16 protein-coding genes are annotated in these 17,165 nt (G+C 46.3%); 10 read left to right on the top strand and 6 right to left on the bottom strand.

The annotated features are described in order from the left end of the window. Positions 1 to 28: 28 nt before the first annotated feature. Positions 29 to 3,190 carry a PVC-type heme-binding CxxCH protein gene (locus RIG68_RS27355; protein WP_350130028.1) on the bottom strand — a complete coding sequence of 1,054 codons (3,162 nt, stop codon included), beginning with the start codon at positions 3,188 to 3,190 and terminating at the stop codon, positions 29 to 31. Between the two features lie 330 nt (positions 3,191 to 3,520). Between RIG68_RS27355 and RIG68_RS27350 the strand changes: the two genes are divergently transcribed. From RIG68_RS27350 to arfB, 8 genes are all read left to right on the top strand, one after another. After that, positions 3,521 to 3,823, top strand: coding sequence for a sll1863 family stress response protein (locus RIG68_RS27350; RefSeq protein WP_350130026.1), 303 nt, complete (start codon positions 3,521 to 3,523; stop codon positions 3,821 to 3,823). A gap of 54 nt (positions 3,824 to 3,877) precedes the next feature. Beyond that, positions 3,878 to 4,264 carry a SpoIIAA family protein gene (locus RIG68_RS27345; RefSeq protein WP_350130024.1) on the top strand — a complete coding sequence of 129 codons (387 nt, stop codon included), beginning with the start codon at positions 3,878 to 3,880 and terminating at the stop codon, positions 4,262 to 4,264. A 189-nt stretch (positions 4,265 to 4,453) separates the two neighbouring features. Continuing rightward, positions 4,454 to 5,155, top strand: coding sequence for an energy transducer TonB (locus RIG68_RS27340; RefSeq protein ID WP_350130022.1), 702 nt, complete (start codon positions 4,454 to 4,456; stop codon positions 5,153 to 5,155). 172 nt (positions 5,156 to 5,327) lie between these two features. Continuing rightward, positions 5,328 to 6,719: a sigma-54-dependent transcriptional regulator gene (locus RIG68_RS27335; RefSeq protein WP_350130021.1), complete on the top strand. Its 1,392-nt coding sequence runs from the start codon at positions 5,328 to 5,330 to the stop codon at positions 6,717 to 6,719. Then, positions 6,709 to 6,903 (top strand): hypothetical protein, encoded by a 195-nt coding sequence (locus tag RIG68_RS27330; protein ID WP_350130019.1) that lies wholly within the window; start codon positions 6,709 to 6,711, stop codon positions 6,901 to 6,903. The genes RIG68_RS27335 and RIG68_RS27330 overlap by 11 nt, the downstream gene beginning before the upstream one ends. A gap of 189 nt (positions 6,904 to 7,092) precedes the next feature. After that, positions 7,093 to 7,380, top strand: coding sequence for an HPF/RaiA family ribosome-associated protein (locus tag RIG68_RS27325; RefSeq protein ID WP_350130016.1), 288 nt, complete (start codon positions 7,093 to 7,095; stop codon positions 7,378 to 7,380). Positions 7,381 to 7,518: 138 nt separating this feature from the next. Beyond that, positions 7,519 to 8,208: a 3-keto-disaccharide hydrolase gene (locus RIG68_RS27320; protein ID WP_350130013.1), complete on the top strand. Its 690-nt coding sequence runs from the start codon at positions 7,519 to 7,521 to the stop codon at positions 8,206 to 8,208. Positions 8,209 to 8,219: 11 nt separating this feature from the next. After that, the gene (arfB, locus tag RIG68_RS27315) at positions 8,220 to 8,630 is read left to right on the top strand and encodes an alternative ribosome rescue aminoacyl-tRNA hydrolase ArfB (protein WP_350130010.1); all 411 of its coding nucleotides are present in this window, start codon (positions 8,220 to 8,222) and stop codon (positions 8,628 to 8,630) included. Positions 8,631 to 8,683: 53 nt separating this feature from the next. Here arfB and RIG68_RS27310 read toward each other — a convergent pair whose 3' ends face one another. From RIG68_RS27310 to RIG68_RS27290, 5 genes are all read right to left on the bottom strand, one after another. After that, positions 8,684 to 9,310: a DUF2971 domain-containing protein gene (locus tag RIG68_RS27310; protein ID WP_350130007.1), complete on the bottom strand. Its 627-nt coding sequence runs from the start codon at positions 9,308 to 9,310 to the stop codon at positions 8,684 to 8,686. 138 nt (positions 9,311 to 9,448) lie between these two features. Further along, positions 9,449 to 10,294: a fumarylacetoacetate hydrolase family protein gene (locus RIG68_RS27305; protein ID WP_350130004.1), complete on the bottom strand. Its 846-nt coding sequence runs from the start codon at positions 10,292 to 10,294 to the stop codon at positions 9,449 to 9,451. Continuing rightward, positions 10,291 to 11,526 (bottom strand): DUF6786 family protein, encoded by a 1,236-nt coding sequence (locus RIG68_RS27300; protein WP_350130001.1) that lies wholly within the window; start codon positions 11,524 to 11,526, stop codon positions 10,291 to 10,293. The genes RIG68_RS27305 and RIG68_RS27300 overlap by 4 nt, the downstream gene beginning before the upstream one ends. Continuing rightward, the gene (locus RIG68_RS27295; RefSeq protein ID WP_350129998.1) at positions 11,523 to 13,097 is read right to left on the bottom strand and encodes an aldehyde dehydrogenase (NADP(+)); all 1,575 of its coding nucleotides are present in this window, start codon (positions 13,095 to 13,097) and stop codon (positions 11,523 to 11,525) included. The genes RIG68_RS27300 and RIG68_RS27295 overlap by 4 nt, the downstream gene beginning before the upstream one ends. A gap of 64 nt (positions 13,098 to 13,161) precedes the next feature. Then, positions 13,162 to 14,007, bottom strand: a complete 846-nt coding sequence (locus RIG68_RS27290) for a polysaccharide deacetylase family protein (protein WP_350129995.1) — start codon at positions 14,005 to 14,007, stop codon at positions 13,162 to 13,164. 149 nt (positions 14,008 to 14,156) lie between these two features. Here RIG68_RS27290 and RIG68_RS27285 point away from each other — a divergent pair, with 149 nt between their 5' ends. Together RIG68_RS27285 and RIG68_RS27280 are read left to right on the top strand one after the other, a co-directional pair. Continuing rightward, positions 14,157 to 15,068, top strand: coding sequence for a sugar phosphate isomerase/epimerase family protein (locus tag RIG68_RS27285; protein WP_350129992.1), 912 nt, complete (start codon positions 14,157 to 14,159; stop codon positions 15,066 to 15,068). 469 nt (positions 15,069 to 15,537) lie between these two features. Then, entirely contained in the window at positions 15,538 to 17,061 is a 1,524-nt protein-coding gene (locus RIG68_RS27280) for a TolB family protein (RefSeq protein ID WP_350129989.1), read from the top strand. Positions 17,062 to 17,165: the final 104 nt, after the last annotated feature.

Raw genomic sequence — 17,165 nt, 5'->3', positions numbered from 1 at the left:
CATTTCACAAATTGGCTCGTTAGGTCATTTACTTGTCATTTTCGTGTGGATGCTCTTTTAACAATTCCTCCGGAGTATAGAACCCAGATTTGTCTTTAGAAGACTCCCGCACCTGCTTGACTGTTTCTGTAGTAACAGCGTCGGCAAGATTTCCGAACGAGCTTCTTACGTAGGTAAGCACGGCGGCTATTTCCTGATCATTCAGCAGTCCGCCGAACGGTGTCATTGGCACCTGGCCGGGGTAGTCTTTTCCGGCCACCGTTATCGGGCCATACAATCCCTTTAACGTGATTTTGATGAGTCGCTCTTCGCTGCCCTGCACCCACTCGTTACCTGACAAAGGAGGGAATCCGGCAGCGTCCAGCCCTTTTCCGTCAGGCTGATGGCAGGTGCTGCAGTAGCCATCTCTCATGTAAATTTCCTTTCCCGCAAGGAATAACTGTTGTTCTTCCTTCGACAACATTGGTGGCACCAGCTCGTTGCCAGCGATTTCGGGCTTGTAAGGCACCATGTGATCTAATATGGCCTGGTACGGCTTTTCCATCCAGTCATCCAGGGGTTTCTGGGCAGCTATTGCCAGAATCTCTCTGGCTGCATCGTCATCCAGCCACGAAGCGGCCACAATGGCTTCCAGGCGAACCCTGCTGTTTTCATCAGCGGCAGCCATTTTCAGCAAGCCAGCCTGCTCAGACACCTGGTGCCCAGTGTAGCGAAGCACCCGAACGGCGGCTGTTCTTACTTTATAATCGTCAGCCTTTAACAACGTTCTCAATAGCTTGAGGTCGATGGCATTCATTCCCCACGATGCCCATAACCCCTCAAGCAGGAATCGCTCATAATTTGGGTCTGTTTTATCCAACTCATTTGTCCATTTGTCGATGGCGGCCAGTACCTTCTCAGTTTCTCTTTCTCTCAACTCTCTTCTGCTTCTGTAGCGGCTGCGGTATTCAGGCAGCTTCAGGTTATCGAGCAATTCTTCTATGCTTGCTCCGTCGACCTTGGCGGGAGTTACTAGTGGCCGGGAAGGGTAGGTGATGCGGTAAATTTTGCCATGCACATGGTCACGAAGGGGATCACGGGCGTTGTGCTGCATGTGGCCCACCAGCACATTGTGCCAGTCGGCGAGATAAAGCGAGCCATCCGGCGCAAATTCCATGTCCACCGGGCGGAAATTGGGGTCGTCACTGACGACAAGGTCAAGCCTGTGTTTGGTTTTGAAACCAGTACCGTCGTCGATCACCTGGTGCATTTTGGTACCGAGAAATCCAATGGTATTATTGATCAGCATGTCGCCCTGCACTTCATCAGGAAAGTGCCTGCTGTAAACGAACTCCAGCCCGGAAGTGGGGCGCACCCTGTGCTTGTCTTCAATCAGGTTTCTCGATCCTGGGTTAGCCAGTCCATATTTTGACTTGATCGAGCCAGGCATCATCCAGTTAACATCGGGCCCGGAGGTGTGAGCGAAGAAATTTTGCCCCCATTCGTCGAAGGCAATGCCCCAGGGATTTGGAATGGAAAGCTGAGCCGTTCTTTCGAGTCGTTTTCTTTGCGGGTTGTAGCGATAAAAACCTCCATTAGTAGCTCTCACCGTGCCATAGGGCGTTTCCACATTTGTATGCAAAAAGACTCCTTCGCCCATATAAATAGCGCCGGAGGGATCCGCACTGAAGGCGCTGATCACGTGGTGAGTGTCGTGGTCATCGAAGCCACTTAGGACGATCTCGACTTTGTCGGCTTTGTCGTCGCCATCGGTGTCGGTATACAGCTTCAGGTTAGTGCCCTGCGAGATGTAAACGCCTTCGGGGGCAAATTCGAAGCCAGCCGGGATGTGTAATTTATCCGCAAACACAGTCACCTTGTCGGCCTTAAAGTCGCCATCGGTGTCCTCAAGAATAATGAGCTTATCGTCGGGCCTTGCGTCGCCAGGCTTATAGTGCGGGTAGGTGGGCATTACAGCCACCCAAAGCCGACCTTTGTTGTCAAAGGAAATCTGAGAAGGGTTGGCCAGCTCAGGAAAGTCTTCTTCCGAGGCAAATAGTTCAATTTTGTAACCAGACGCCATTTTGAAATGACTCATGAGCTCATCGCCATACAGATACCGCACATTGTCGGTGAGTGTGTAGTTCGTTTCAATCGGCGTCAGCTTTTGCGTTTTTGCATCTGCAGCCGCCAGGTCGTACGATTCACCTTTAAGGGTTTTCCAAATAGCTGTGTCCCTTATGCCCGTCATTTGCCGAACCTTGATCAACTCTTCGGGGTAGTTTTCATTGCCAAACGGACGGTACCTTCTGCCAAATACATGGACGCCGTTGGGGACTTTGTAGTCGTTGTGCCAAAACCAGTTTTTTTCAAGCACTGCTTCTTTTACGAATGCTCGCAGGTTCTCGTTTTCAACTTCCTTTTTTCCAAAGGTTTCATCTGCCAATAGCTTCGAAAATTTTTGGTAGCCTTCATCATTGAGTTGCAATCCATCTATTGTCAATTGCTGTTCAGCAAACCATTGTTGCGTTGGCCCAAAAGCGTCGACAAACAGCACCTGATATTGCAGGGCCACTTCCTTGATGGCATTTGCATAGAGACTGAGGTTTCTGTTTTCCTGATCTCCGTTGGGAAGGTCGTATTTATCGGAAAGATCCTGAAAGGCGATGGGCGACACCAGCACCAGTTGAGGTGGAATGGAATCGTTATATTTTTGGGAAAAAGTGTGCTCAATGAAGGCCGAAAGTTCTGCCTTGAAATTATCGACACCTTCAGGCCCCGCATAGGATTCAGAAAAACCAAAGCAGGCAATGATAATATCAGTTTTGTGCCGGGCAAGCCATTCGTCCGGCGTTTCGAAATGCCCTTCGCTACCAGAGTTCTGAGCCAAATCCGTTTGAAACTTTTCAGCTCCCGGAAATGCCCAGGGCGAAACCCGGCCGGAATGGGGTCGGAACCCGGGTGTGTCACCGCCGTCGCACATGTTTCTGATGTATAACTCAGAGTCTGGGTATCTGAGCTGCATTTCAGTTTCAAAATACCCGTAGTTCATCATCCGGGAGCAAAGGTTGTTGCCAATAAGACTAATATGTGCTCCCTGCGATATTTTCAGATAGGGCTTTTCGGGCTGGCAACCAAAGCTAAATAGCAGGACAAAAGACAGTGGTGCGATGATAGCTTTCAGGAATGCTATTGCCAACTTGTAGGTCATAGTTTAAGAGTATAGTATGCAACGAAATAGTCAAATACCCAACGAGGGTATGTCCGGCTAAATTAACCGATTTTACTAAAGCACATTACTTTTCAGCCAACTTATTGGGGGCAATTTACAGGAGGGGTAGGAAGTGCCGCCTGAATGCTAAACGATCTGAAGTTTTGCAAACGCTAGGTGTGGAAGCAATTGCCTGCTCTGCAAATATTAGTGTGGAGTAGATTCCACAAAGCCAATTAAAAACCCCCTTTAATCTTATTGCAGGCCACTTTCCATCCCTTGGAATGATTTTGGCCCCTAATAGTAGCGAATATCAAAAAATCAAAAAGTATGCTACCGAAACAAAACGAACTGAAAGAGAATTTGAAAAACCTAGCCAGAAATACTGAAAAGGAGATTAAAAAGATGGAAGATAAAATGGCTAGCGCTTCAGACGAAGGCAAGCTTCAGTTGCAGTCTACCATCAACGAAATCAAAGAAGAAAAGAGGAGAATAGATGAAAAATACAGAGAGGTTGCTAACGCTACACGGCAGAACTGGGACGAGCTGAAATCGCAAACTGATAATGTCTTGAAGAAAGCCGAAGCGAAAGTCTATCACCTGGCAGATTCAGTGAAAAACGCATTGGGTTGAACTTGTTCCGAAATTCAGAAGGCACTAGATAGTTTTCCAATAGAAGATAGAAAAATGATAACGCATATTGAAGATAGGACACTACTTAATGAGGCTGGTATTTTGACCTTTGAAGTAGACGGTAAAGTTGACAAAGTATCATTTATCAATACGATGCGAAAGGTGTTGAGTGAAATGGAAACTTCAGAAGGTGTCAGTTTGTGTATCAGGGTTTCGTCTATTCAGGGCGTAACATTGGACGCACTATGGGAAGGTCTAAAGTTTGCATTAACAAGCCTTCAGGAGTTTTTGTCTCAGGTTAATAGAATTGCGTGGGTGACTGACAAACAGTGGCTGGCCGTTGTGGCTAATGTAGAAGACAAACTGCTGCCAGGGATCGACGAGCAAGTTTTCCCTTTCGAACAGGAAGAGGATGCCATCGCCTGGCTGAAGCAGGGGTGATTGCTACAGCGAAATTCGGAATCATCTCGTCTTTAGGCAACTAAAGAATGAATTTCAAAGAAACTTCCCAAATACTTCAGGCCTGGGGAAAATGATACAGAAGTTTTCCAGGCTTCAGAGATTCTGGTAAAGACTTTTTTGCTATCAAGTGATAGCAAAATAATTGTTGAATTTAAACTTAAGAAAATTATGAAAATGCAAGGAATAACAAAAAGGCTTAGTGCTTCTGCATGTGGGACACTGATTGCTTTTTTCACACTTTGTGTATCGCAATCAGCGTTTGCGCAAACAAAGCACTACGATGAAATAGAAAAGACTCAGGATAAAATTGAGTCGCTTTATATGAATGTTTACGGCATCATGGATTTGTATCCAGGTACGACCTACCAATACATTCATGATGGTGATGAGGTCAGTAGCATAACGATAACCGGAATGCCTGTTGAAAAAGACAAGACTCAGTTAGAAGTGTATTTGACCGAATTAGAAAAATTGAAAAAGGATATTTTCAACCTGAGCAATAGGGTTGGAGTGTATTATGCGGCTGAAACGGAACCAAAGCCTAAGAAAGGTTTTGACGATTTTTATGCCAGCTTGCAAAGGAATTTGACGTACCCTGAAGATGCGAAGGAAAATGGTATTGAGGGGCTTGTGTTCGTGAAATTTGTCGTGGACAGTCGTGGTAATATTGGCCATGTTGTGGCTGACGAGGATCTTGATACATCATTTGACTGGGTAGTTGATGACATGAAAAAAGAGGCAAAAGCGGCCGTGAAGTCGACATCCGGGCAATGGGAACCAGCCAAAATTGGAGGCATACCAGTATCCCAACTGGTGGTGTTACCAGTTCAATTTAAGCTTGAAAGCCCCTATTTTATCCCACCCTACTAATTATTGGCAGCCTTCCTAATCAGCTAGAATGTAGAATAAGCCCGGCGGGTAACCGTCGGGCTTATTTTAGTATTTTAGACTGGAAAGCCAGCTTTAACCTGAACTGTATGCAGCTTTTTTTCATTAGTATATATAGCTAGTCCCCCTTATTTGAGCTTGAAAACTTTCTGCCATGGAGAGAATAATGATTGTAGATGGTGACGAAAATATCAACGTTCACCTAAAGAAATTTCTTAAAAAAAAAGAGTTTGATGTTTGCACTACGAGCAGTGGAAGTGAGGCAATAGCCTCGTTGAAAGGCAAGTCTGTCGATCTTGTTATTTGCGACTTCAAACTATCTGATCAGTCGGGTATCGACCTTTTGCAAAAAGTGAAGGTGATAGACCCACTCATTCAAGTAATTATTTGCACTTCTTACTCAAACATCCGGGTGGCTGTTGATGCGGTAAAAAAAGGAGCGTTCGATTATGTGACCAAACCTCTGTTTCCCGATGAACTTCTTTTAACTATCAGAGATGCCCTGGCCAAAAGTAAGCGGCAGCCGGGGAGAAGGAACGGAACTCGTATCGGTAAAAAGCAAACTGAAGATCAGTACATTATTGCTCCAAGCTATCAGTCGCAGTTAGTTCAGAAGCATATAAACCTAATTGCACCGACAAATATGTCGGTAATTATCTGTGGCGAAACAGGGACGGGGAAGGAGTATGTCGCCCGGTCTATTCATGAAAGGAGCGACAGGCGTCATCAGCCGTTCGTGCCTATCGACTGTGGGGCTATACCCAATGAGCTAGCTGCCAGCGAACTGTTTGGACACGTGAAAGGAGCATACACAGGAGCCATTGCCGGGAAAAAAGGCTGCTTTGAACGAGCCAATGGTGGTACGCTGTTTTTGGATGAAATAGGAAACCTTAGCTATGACAATCAAATGCAATTGTTGAGAGTACTGCAGGAGAAGGTGGTTAGAAGAGTAGGTGGCACTACTGAGGTACCTGTAGATATCCGACTGTTGGTAGCCACCAATGAGGACCTGAAAACTGCGGTAAAGTCGGGTGATTTCAGGGAAGATGTTTTTTATCGATTGAATGAGTTTAAAATAGAGTTGGTGCCATTGAGAGAGAGGCCGCAAGATACTGAAGTTTTCGCTGCCTACTTTTTGAAAATGGCCAACCAACAGTTAAACAAGAATGTGGAAGGTTTTCAAGTCTCCACTCTGAGGAAACTAATATCCTATCATTGGCACGGCAACCTCAGAGAGCTCAAGAATGTAGTCAAAAGAGCTGTACTTATTTGTGAATGCAGCCTGGTAGACGATCCATGTTTGCCTGTAGAAATATCACATACTGAGGTAGATAAAGATTTTTGCGGCGATGTGCTGTTGAATAGTGATGTACAAATTAGCTTGAAAGAAGTGGCTGAAAGAGCCGAGCGAGGGGCAATCCTGGAGGTTTTAAGGAAGACTGACTTCAACAAAACGAAAACCGCTGAGCTGTTGCAGGTCGATAGAAAAACACTCTACAATAAGCTTGCAGCTTACAACATAGACACCGAAATGCGTGGAAATTGAGAATATTCTATCCCCCTCCGTAGATATTGAAGACGGTGCAATATGGATGGCCAAAGATGGTGTGGAGTGGAAGCTGGACAGATCTGCTTTTCCTGTTGTCATATCCACAATTAGTCAATTGCTCATCAAGTTACCACATAACTACCTTGCTGGGGCACTGACTTCGGTCAGCAGGGCAAGATGAGCTTTGTCGTGCCCGGGAAGGCAAGTAGCCCGAAGAATTTTTGTGCCCAAAAATTAATTCCGAAAACCAGGTGACATTAATCATCAGTCTCGTTAAATCGTGTCATATTTGAACCGGGAAGCCTCTGATATCTTGGCTTTCGAACGGAGACACAAAGGCTCCGAAAATGTCCCTTAAAATAGTTATGCTATGAAAACGATCATTGAAACCCCTAATTTTAACGCAAAAGACTCACTGACTGATTTTGTGAAGTTGCATGTTGAAAAGCTTGAAACCCTTAGCGATCAGATCGTTGAGAGCCGGGTGTTTCTTAAACTTGATAAGTTTGATAACAAAGAGAATAAGGTTTGCGAAATCAAGGTTTCTTTACCTGGAAATGATCTTTTTGCTTCTAAGCATGCCGATTCATTCGAAGAAGCAGTTACTCAGTGTGTAGATGCAATTAAACACCAATTAAAGCGATGGAAGGATGCTTAAAGAGTATTTCTGACCATTAGCGTCCCAAATAAAAGCAAGGTTTACGAAGCCTTGCTTTTATTTTTATCCGGGTATTGACTTTCCTTTTATATTTTTGAATGTGCCCTAAATGGGGCTACTTTGAAAAAAAATGCAAGCATGAAGCAAACCTTAATCCTTTTAGCCATTGTTTTCTTTTTTGCCTGTTCCAAAAAAGAGAATGAACCTGTTAGCCTTTTCAACGGCGTAGACTTTACTGGCTGGCATATCGATGTGCCTGCCATGGACAACAACGACACGGTGCCCAGCCCGTTCATTGTTAGAAACGGCATGCTGGTGAGCCTCGCAGCACCGCAGGGGCATATTATCACTGATAAGATTTACTCCAATTACAGGCTGGAGGTACAGTACCGATTTGCAGGCGAGCCGGGCAACTGTGGTGTGATTTTACATGCTTCAACGCCACGCCTGCTCTACGATATGTTCCCCAAGTCGATCGAAGCACAGCTGATGCATGAAAATGCCGGTGACTTCTGGTGCATCAGAGAGGATATTAAGGTAGATAATATGGAAGCAAGGAGAGGGGATCCAGCCAAGTGGGGAACTTCAGAAGGCATGCTGCGCCGCATAGTTAATTTGACCGACGGGTCAGAAAATGCGGTGGGTGAATGGAACAAAATGGTCGTTGAATGCCTTGGTAGAGAAATCAAAGTGTGGGTGAATGATGACCTTGTGAACCATGGGTACGACTGCACGGCAAGCGAAGGCCAGATTGCACTGCAGGCCGAAGGCTCAGAGGTAGAGTTCCAAAAAGTGACACTTCAACCCATCGAAAAGCTAAGCGAGTAATCCAAAATGCAATGAGTTATCCTTCCTCCCCGACTATACAAGACATCCTTTCGGAACTGGTTTTTTCGGCGACCACTGGCGGAGGGCCAGGTGGCCAGCATGTGAACAAGGTTAGCACGAAGGTGACTTTGCGGTGGGGCATTAAAGAGTCGATAGTAATTGGCGACGAACAAAAGGCCATTCTTCTCAGCAAGCTGGCCAACAAACTAACGAAAGAAGGTGAACTGTTGCTTAGCTCGCATGAAAGCCGCTCTCAACTGAAAAACAAAGAGGAAGTAATAAGAAAGCTTTCCTCGCTGATACAACAGGCCTTTGAGAGAAAGAAAGCCCGTAAACCTACGAAACCCGGTAAGGCAGCAGTGCAGAGACGCATAGATGCCAAGAAAAAGCTAAGTGAGAAGAAGAAGTGGCGGAGGGAGTAGCACAAAAAACATGGAGTGTGACGGTGCTCTTTAATACTTGATTAGTGTCAACTTTAATCTGCAACAAGTCTGAAGGGTTTCCGCCGAGTATCCATTTCATATATTTTGACATCCTCGGGCAATTCCATTATCCTGGCTACAAGCATCTTTGTATCTTTTTGGCAGTTAATGCCAAAATAGACTTCCTTGATTTCATTTTTGCTATAATAATAATAGCCCTCACCGTTTGCCCATATCCTCCATTCTTTTTCATACTCCCATTCCTTAAGCTTAAGTGACAAGTCTTCTAAAATTTTAGATCCAAAGCCTTCTTCTCCATCCATAAACCTACCGAATTCCAGCCAGTTAAATTCATCAAGATAATCTTGGTACTTTACTTTCTGGAAAGTCATTCTGTTACCGAGGTTTTCGAATTCATAACCGATAACTATGCCCCGATGAGCATTCGCATAATGTGACCACATCAGAATATTATCTGGAGACTCAGAAAGTGCACAGAATGCCCATCTTCTGATATGCTGCCGTCTTATATCATTTAGATGTTCTCTTAGGACGTCGTTTGAAACATCGACATAGCGTTTCAGGAAGGGGGAAAGCTCTGCAAATCCCTTAAAACTGTCCAACTCACTATCAGAATAGGGTCTGTCTAAAATTCTTAGACAATCAAATGGATCATTCATTACGTCGGCATATCCGCACCACAAACCCCTGTTAATGAGTGATTTGATCGTGTTTTCATTGAATGGAAAGTACTTATAAAGAACCACTTTAACTGATTAATCGGATATTTAGTACAGTTTATAAAATTTACCAATTAGCTAAATCACCCCAACCACATTCTCAAGCGTCCCGATGCCATCAATGCTGATGCTCACCACGTCTTTCGGCTCCAGCGTAAATTCATTGGGAGGGATGATGCCCGTGCCAGTCATCAGGTAGGCGCCATAGGCAAAGTGACAAGCTCTGTATAGGTATTCCACCAACTCGTCAAACTTACGTTTCATTCTGTTGAGCTGAATTTCTTCGTGAAAGACCTCGTTGCCACCTCTTTTGATAGAAATCACAATATTGGTATCCAGCGAAATAGGCGCTTTAGGTACGTAAAGACAAGGGCCCAGTGCGCAGGCTTTTTCGTACGACTTGGCTTGAGGTAAATAAAGTGGATTTTCTCCCTCGATGCTGCGGCTGCTCATGTCATTGCCAACGGTGTAGCCCTGAATTTCGCCTTTGGAGTTGATGAAAAGGGTGAGCTCAGGCTCAGGTACATTCCAGGTCGAATCCTTTCTGATATATACTTCTCCTCCATGCCCAACTACCCGGTGGGCCAGCGACTTAAAGAAGAGCTCCGGCCTGTCTGCTTCATACACTTTCTGATAGAAATCAGAGCCGCCACCGGTTTTACTTTCTTCCATTCTGGCATCTCTGCTTCGGAGGTAAGTAACTCCTGAGGCCCATACTTCCTGGCTGCCAATCGGTGCGCTCAACCCGTCTTTGAGCCAGTCTTTTTTTATGCCTGAGTCAAGAGGTTTGGCAGATTTGACCAATTTCACCAAATGATCATGCAGCTTGCTGTGGTTTACAGCGTGATCCCAGCTCTCTGAAATTTGGTAAGATTGGCCTTCGTATTCAGCAATGATTCGGTTGGAAGTTTTAAAGAGTTTCATAGGGTTGTTTTCTTGCTTTTTATTTCAGTTAAGTCAACGCCCAAAAGGCTTTTAGATAGTTGATTGAGGCTTTCGAATTCTCCTTCGAAATGACAGGTCAGTTGCTTGTGTTCTTGCGCTTCGCCGGGCGCCAGTTCTTTGGCTGGTGACGAAGACTCTATTTCGTAAAAAGGCCCCATTTGCGAGCCATCGGCCATTGGGCCATCATTGTAAGAGTTTACGACGTCGCCCTTGTAAGGCTCATCCTGCATTTCCCATTTTGAGTTTACATAGGTGCCGTTTGGCTCGACCGGAAACTTGATGATGGTCAGAATATTCTTTGCAAAGTCGAAACTGGCGGCCATTGGCTTGGCAATGACAGGCGACAACCCAAGTTTACTCCGGTAAAGACCGTCGCACTGGAAATAGATCACGCTGTCCGTTACTGTTAGCCTTTCCGGCGGTATTTCTCCGAAATAGTCATCAGTGATATGGTCTTTTGCTCCTTCGGTCGGCTTGAAAGGAATAATCACCATGGTTTCAGGTGATGGCGTCATCATGCCTAACAGCCAGATCGACAGCAGTCCAGTCTCTTTTTTCCACTGTTCATTGCCCTTGTTGGTAATGCTGTTCGTCGTTTCATAAGCCACCCAATTGAGGCTTTCTCCCCAGGTGACACCCAGGCTGGTGGCCAGTGCTTCTTTCGGTAACAACCGAACACTTCGCTCGATGGCCAGGTCAAATACGGTTCCGCTATAGTTGGTGACGCTCGCTTCAATTCCGAAGATTACTTCATCTTTTGCAGCCGAAACAACAGGGTAGGCCACCGTGTCAATGATGGCGGGCACCTGCCAGTTGTCGATTTCGAAGGAATCTGTAGCTTCAAAGTAGACCGAGAACTGACCACCTTCCGGCCCCAGCCAAAAACGTTCCTCCCCACCGACGGGATTGAATTGCTTGTTCCATTCGCCAGCTTCAATCAGGTCGTAGTTGAGCCAGCCGTAGCTGTTACCAGAAGCGCCAGTGGCAGTGCTGGTCATTACCCGCCCCTGATAGTCAGCAGAAAGCAGCACCCTTGCCTGTCCGTCGGACGATTTTAGTTCGTAAACCGAGGACGTGTTGGCTTTCAGAAAAGCAGAATCGTAAGCATAGGTACCCTTAGCTGGCATCGCTTTTTCCTTGTTTTCATTAGTTGTTTGGCTGCACCCTGCCAGGGCCCAGAGACCAATGAGGCAGGGAAGGAGCTTTTTCATAGCGCTTTATCGGTAAACTGCCCGTTTACTTTTCTTGTGATGGACAATGGATTTGCATCTTGCAGCGCCTCAGGCAGCAATGCCTGGTGATAACCCTGATAGCACACTGCTCTTGTGAAACGATAAATAGCGTTGGTGCCTACCGACGTAGACCTGCTGTCGGTGGTAGCCGGGTAGGGGCCACCATGCACCATGGCATAGGTTACTTCCACACCTGTAGGAGGTGCGTTGAAGATTACTCTGCCGGCTTTGCTTTCAAGTGTTCCTATCAGCTCTGAGTGCCCCTTTATGTCCTTTTCTGTGCCCCAAACGCTTGCTGTAAGCTGCCCATGAAGGATATCAGCCACTTGCTGCATTTGTGCTTCGCTGTCGGCCACTACATGTAAAGAACTCGGGCCAAACACTTCTTCCTGTAGCGCCACATTGTTGATAAATGCACTTGCTTCTACCTGAAACATGTGTGGGATAGCAGCAACACCTTCTTTTGCAGTTAAGTCGCCGACGAGCTGTGTTACGCCACGTAGCGAAGCCATGGTGCTGAGATTGCTACAGTAGCCGTCAAATACTTTGTTGGTGAGCATATTGTCCGCAGAGGCGGCCTCAAGGGCTGTTTTGAAGGCTTCAGTAAATTGCTCCTGTGCCTTCGACTTTACGGCCACAATCACACCAGGGTTGGTGCAGAATTGCCCGGCACCCATTAGGTTAGAGCCAGCTAGCTTCTGCCCAAGTGAAGTGGCCTCTTTTTCCAATATTTCTGGCAACACAAACACAGGATTCACACTGCCCATTTCAGCATAAACCGGGATGGGTTCGTTTCGTTTGGCGGCAGCATTGAAGAGGGCTCTGCCTCCGCCAAGCGAGCCGGTAAAACCTACTGCTTTTATCGCCTGATGAGAAACCAGGTGAACGCTCGCTTCATATCCCTCGCCTTGTACCAGGGAGAAAACGCCTTCCGGCATGCCGGTGTCGTTACCTGCTTGTATAATGAGAGATGCCACCAACTCGGAAGTAGCCGGATGACCCGGATGTGCTTTGCACACAACTGGGCAGCCTGCAGCAAGTGCTGAGGCAGTGTCGCCGCCAGCGGTGGAAAATGCAAACGGAAAATTGCTGGCACCAAAAACAGCCACCGGGCCAAGTGGCCTTTGCATTTGGCGCACGTCAGGTTTAGGCAGTGGCTGGCGGTCAGGAATGGCCGGGTCGATCATGGCGTTGACCCACGAGCCTTCTCTAAGAAGAGACGCAAACAGCTTCAACTGGCCTGTAGTACGTCCTGTTTCTCCCATGAGTCTTCCCTCAGGCAGTCGTGACTCCGTCATGGCGAGGGCTACTAATTCGCTCTTGTTTTCGTCGATTAGCTGAGCGATGCGCTCAAGGAAAATCGCTCTTTCTACGCCCGATGTGTTTTTGTAGCTGCCAAAAGCCTTATGGGCAATGTTTACAGCCTGATCGACTTCTCCGACTGTTGCTTCGTGGAATGCGATGCCTGAGTGCCCGCCGTGTCCTTTGAAGCTTTGGGGATTGAGACTTGATAGTTTATTTCCGACTAAATTCTTTCCTGTTAATTGCATGAATAATTGATGGTGTCTTTCGTAAGTAAAATTAATTAAAACTAATGAGGCATTCTACCCCTCTCTATTTCACAAGGTCTTTGTAGCTAATTAGCTGAATGCCCTTTTTCTTAATGAGTGCCTTGATGTCTTCGTCTATCCATAGGTCGGTTACACCCTGGCGGTCTTCGGCCACGTTCTCATAACCAATGTGAGAAATAGCCCTCAGTTCCGGCGTGTCGATGCCCGGATGTTCTACAAACATGTAGGTTTTGCCCTTTTCCAGCTTGTTGAGCATTTTACTGAAGCTTTCTTTCTTTTCTGCGAGTGTAGCATGATCCCCGTCGTACCTGGCACCCTGCACGCCCAATTGCTGCGTATCAATATCGATATCATATTCTATAGCCAGCTTTTTGGCAATGGCGGCTGTGTCATCGTTCAGGTTTGTGCAGCCCATATGGCCCGAGATGTGACTGAGCCTCGGAATCATTTTTTTTGCCAACTCAATTTGTGCTCTCCATTCTTTTTCAATGTCATCGAGGCTGAATTCGTTTTCCAGCACGGCTTGCCCAGGATAGTTTTTGTTCGGCCATATCATCGGGTAGAAATAACCATCCTTGTCCCGAAGGCTTGGTGCATCGGTCAGTGGCTGCCATTTCACATTGTCCCACTCGCTGGTGAGCACCAGATGAATGCCGACGTCAATACCAGGGTTTTCTGCCAGCATTTTAACGGCTTCAGGAAACCATGGCGATGGAACAATCACTTCGATTGATGTTTCTATTCCCTCCTTAAACGTCTTTATCAACGCTTCATTGCCACTATGAGAGAATCCCATGTCGTCTCCACGAACAATAAGGCGCTGCGCTGAAAGGTGGATGCTGCCGGTAAAAAGAAGAAAAAGCAACGCTGGTTGAAATAATCTGATCATGCTCAGTTTTGGTAGGTTTAGAAATAAGTAATGCTAAGATAAAGTATTAATGAGGTGTAAAATAATGGAAGTTTATTAATTTAGAGAATGCGCTGATGAACAAAAGTGTGAGTAGCTCATTGATGAATACCCCAGCCATGATAAATAGCATGAAAAGAAGACAGCTTTTGAAGGGTGCACTAGGCCTATCTGCGTTATCGGCAGTGAACTTTGCTTCAACGCCAACGCTTGTGGCACAGCATATTGCAGGCATGTCTGCAAAAGCTTCCCAGTTGAAAATCAGCCTCAATGCGTTTTCTTTCAATGCACCCCTTACCGATGGCAGTATGGATGTACACGATATGCTGGAGTACTGTTCAGAAGTTGGTTTTGCGGCTGTGGATATTACTGCTTACTATTTCAAAGGCTACCCCAATGTGCCGCCAGATGACTACCTGTTTGAGATCAAGAGGCACGCTTTTCGGTTGGGGTTGGACATAAGTGGCACCGGTGTTCGCAACGATTTTACGCTGGCCGATCCTGAAAAAAGAAAGGAAGAAATAAAGCTGGTAAAAAATTGGATTGAAGCTGCCGCTAAGCTCGGGGCTCCTGTGATCAGGATTTTTGCAGGTGCTAAAGTGCCCGACGGGTTTTCATGGAACAACGTTGCCGCCTGGATGGTGAAAGATATCCAGGAATGTATTGATCATGGCAAGAAGTTTGGCGTCACAGTGGCCATTCAAAACCATAACGACTTTATCAAAACGGCCGAGCACGTGACCAGGATTATGGATATGATCGACTCAGAGTGGTTCGGGCTTATTTTGGACACAGGCAGTTACCGGGTAGGAGACCCCTACGAGGAAATTGAGAAGACTATTCCTTATGCTGTCAACTGGCAAATCAAAGAGCTCATTTTTGAAAACGGCGAAGAAGTGGAGACAGACCTGAAAAGGCTGGTGGACATTATTAAAGCATCGAGCTACAAAGGTTATTTACCCATCGAAACACTTGGCACCGGTGACCCAAAGCAGAAAGTAAAAGCGCTATACGATAAGCTAAATAAAGTTTTGTCAACCTAAGTCTGGCAAACTCACTTTTCCCTTCCAAATACCATAATCCGCTAACGCCAGCCATCAAAAGAAAAAGGGGCGGGTAATTACCGCCCTCTTTCGATGTATTTATACTCGTTTATGGTTCTTGTTCGTTTACACCCAACACCGCCTTTTCGTAAACCAAGCCGGAGAGGAAGCCCTTTCATATCTAAATGTGGATATATTCTTTTTAGGTAAAAAAGCTTAACGTGGTTTAGGGCTTTTTACCACTTGGGAAAGTTACAAATAGCTTTGCCCGGGCATTGGTGTCAACTTAGCCTTCGCTGACCTGCTTCCTAGAAAATAAAATGTCCAGTTACATTGTTACATCCGGCATCCACTCGTTGACCGAATTGTATCCACCTTTACCAGAGCAGAGCAAAGGTGTTCTTGACTACCGAGGACATTTCGTTAGCCACTCCAGATCTGCCTGGCAATAAATTTTAAGAACAACACCATGAAAATTAGGCTACTACTATTAAGCTTTTTGCTTTCACTTGGCATGACAAACGCCCAAAGTCCCGTCGGAATATTTTCTGACCACGTGGATGTTGGCAACCCAAATAAGAAAGGCGGAGCTACCTACGACGAACAAACCCAAACCTATTTTATCAAAGGTGCAGGGTACAATATTTGGTTTGAAAGGGACGAGTTTCACTTTGCCCACCAAAAACTAAAAGGAGACTTTATCTTGACAGCCAACTTTGGTTTCAATGGCGACGGAGTTGATCCCCATCGTAAAATTGGTTGGATGGTGAGAGAATCGTTGGATGAGAGTGCGGCCCATGTCAGCGCCACTCTTCATGGCGACGGACTAACGGTGCTACAATGGAGGGAGTTACGAGGAGCGTTTATGCGAGATCCTCAGGATGAGATTTTTCCGCCGAAAAGTAATTATACAACCATCCAACTTGAACGCTCTGGTAAGGAGTTGATCATGAGGGCCGCCCATTTCGGGGAGCCACTTCAGTTGATTGGCTCACACATGATGCCGGATATGCCTGATGAGGTGTTTGCCGGCATTTTCGTGGGCTCGCACAACCCAGACGTAGTAGAGGAAGGAATAGCATGGAATGTAAGAATAGACAAGCCGCTGCCAGCCACTTACAATCCTTATAGAGAGGGCTGGCTCGGTGCCCGCCTGGAGACAATGACAATAGCTGATGGTAAAAGAACCGTGATTTACGAAAAGGAAAAGGGCTTCGAGGCACCCAATTGGATGCCCGATGGCAGGGAGCTTCTTTTTAACATGGATGGTTCTATTTATACTATTCCGCTCACTGGCGGAGAGCCTCAGCAGCTAAATACTGGCGATCTAAAGCGCAACAACAATGACCACGGCATTTCCTTTGATGGTAAAATGCTGGCGGTAAGCAGCCACAGAGACGGGTTGCCCGGTGGTGGGTCGACTGTGTATGTGCTGCCGTTGACCGGTGGAATTCCGGATCTGGTTACCGAAAAAACGCCCTCTTACTTTCATGGATGGGCTCCCAATAACAAAGAGGTGGTATATGTGGCACAACGGGGTGAAACAAAAGGCTACAATATCTACAAAGCCAATATTAAGACAAAGGTAGAAACTCAGCTAACCAATTTCACTTATGGCCATGTCGACGGATGCGAGTACTCCCCAGATGGTAAATACATTTATTACAACGGGTCGCAGTCGGGTACTATGCAGCTTTGGCGCATGAAGGCCGACGGCACGGGACAGGAACAGCTTACGTTCGACGACAACAACGACTGGTTCCCTCACATTTCCCCTGACGGGAAGTGGATACTTTACATTTCGTTTCCTCCAACGATTCCTGTGAATGACCACCCACCGTACAAAAGAGTTGAGCTGAAAATTATGGCGGTAGCCGGTGGGCAGTCAAAGGTACTTGCCTACATGTACGGAGGGCAGGGTACTATCAATACACCATCGTGGTCGCCCGATAGTAAATCAGTGGCTTTCGTGAGTAACTCAGGAAAAAAGTAAGCATCGCAGTTCGGTGAAATTGTAAATTCATCAGCTACAATGCGCTAGTAGTAAGTTTGGTAAACATAAAATGTCGTTAACAAAAGTGCCCGGCTAGTTTCCGG

Origin of the sequence: Imperialibacter sp. (assembly GCF_040222385.1) — a bacterium.
GTDB lineage: Bacteria > Bacteroidota > Bacteroidia > Cytophagales > Cyclobacteriaceae > Imperialibacter.
This window is presented reverse-complemented; position numbering and strand designations above follow the sequence as displayed.

What these genes read in the sequence shown, in the direction of transcription:
- RIG68_RS27350 (WP_350130026.1), top strand. Translation starts at nt 3,521, where the DNA reads ATGCTACCGAAACAAAACGAACTGAAAGAGAATTTGAAAAACCTAGCC.
- RIG68_RS27335 (WP_350130021.1), top strand. Translation starts at nt 5,328, where the DNA reads ATGGAGAGAATAATGATTGTAGATGGTGACGAAAATATCAACGTTCAC.
- RIG68_RS27305 (WP_350130004.1), bottom strand. Translation starts at nt 10,294, where the DNA reads ATGAAACTCTTTAAAACTTCCAACCGAATCATTGCTGAATACGAAGGC.
- RIG68_RS27290 (WP_350129995.1), bottom strand. Translation starts at nt 14,007, where the DNA reads ATGATCAGATTATTTCAACCAGCGTTGCTTTTTCTTCTTTTTACCGGC.
- RIG68_RS27280 (WP_350129989.1), top strand. Translation starts at nt 15,538, where the DNA reads ATGAAAATTAGGCTACTACTATTAAGCTTTTTGCTTTCACTTGGCATG.
- RIG68_RS27325 (WP_350130016.1), top strand. Translation starts at nt 7,093, where the DNA reads ATGAAAACGATCATTGAAACCCCTAATTTTAACGCAAAAGACTCACTG.
- RIG68_RS27300 (WP_350130001.1), bottom strand. Translation starts at nt 11,526, where the DNA reads ATGAAAAAGCTCCTTCCCTGCCTCATTGGTCTCTGGGCCCTGGCAGGG.
- RIG68_RS27285 (WP_350129992.1), top strand. Translation starts at nt 14,157, where the DNA reads ATGAAAAGAAGACAGCTTTTGAAGGGTGCACTAGGCCTATCTGCGTTA.
- RIG68_RS27295 (WP_350129998.1), bottom strand. Translation starts at nt 13,097, where the DNA reads ATGCAATTAACAGGAAAGAATTTAGTCGGAAATAAACTATCAAGTCTC.
- RIG68_RS27320 (WP_350130013.1), top strand. Translation starts at nt 7,519, where the DNA reads ATGAAGCAAACCTTAATCCTTTTAGCCATTGTTTTCTTTTTTGCCTGT.
- RIG68_RS27310 (WP_350130007.1), bottom strand. Translation starts at nt 9,310, where the DNA reads ATGAATGATCCATTTGATTGTCTAAGAATTTTAGACAGACCCTATTCT.
- RIG68_RS27345 (WP_350130024.1), top strand. Translation starts at nt 3,878, where the DNA reads ATGATAACGCATATTGAAGATAGGACACTACTTAATGAGGCTGGTATT.
- arfB (WP_350130010.1), top strand. Translation starts at nt 8,220, where the DNA reads ATGAGTTATCCTTCCTCCCCGACTATACAAGACATCCTTTCGGAACTG.
- RIG68_RS27355 (WP_350130028.1), bottom strand. Translation starts at nt 3,190, where the DNA reads ATGACCTACAAGTTGGCAATAGCATTCCTGAAAGCTATCATCGCACCA.
- RIG68_RS27340 (WP_350130022.1), top strand. Translation starts at nt 4,454, where the DNA reads ATGAAAATGCAAGGAATAACAAAAAGGCTTAGTGCTTCTGCATGTGGG.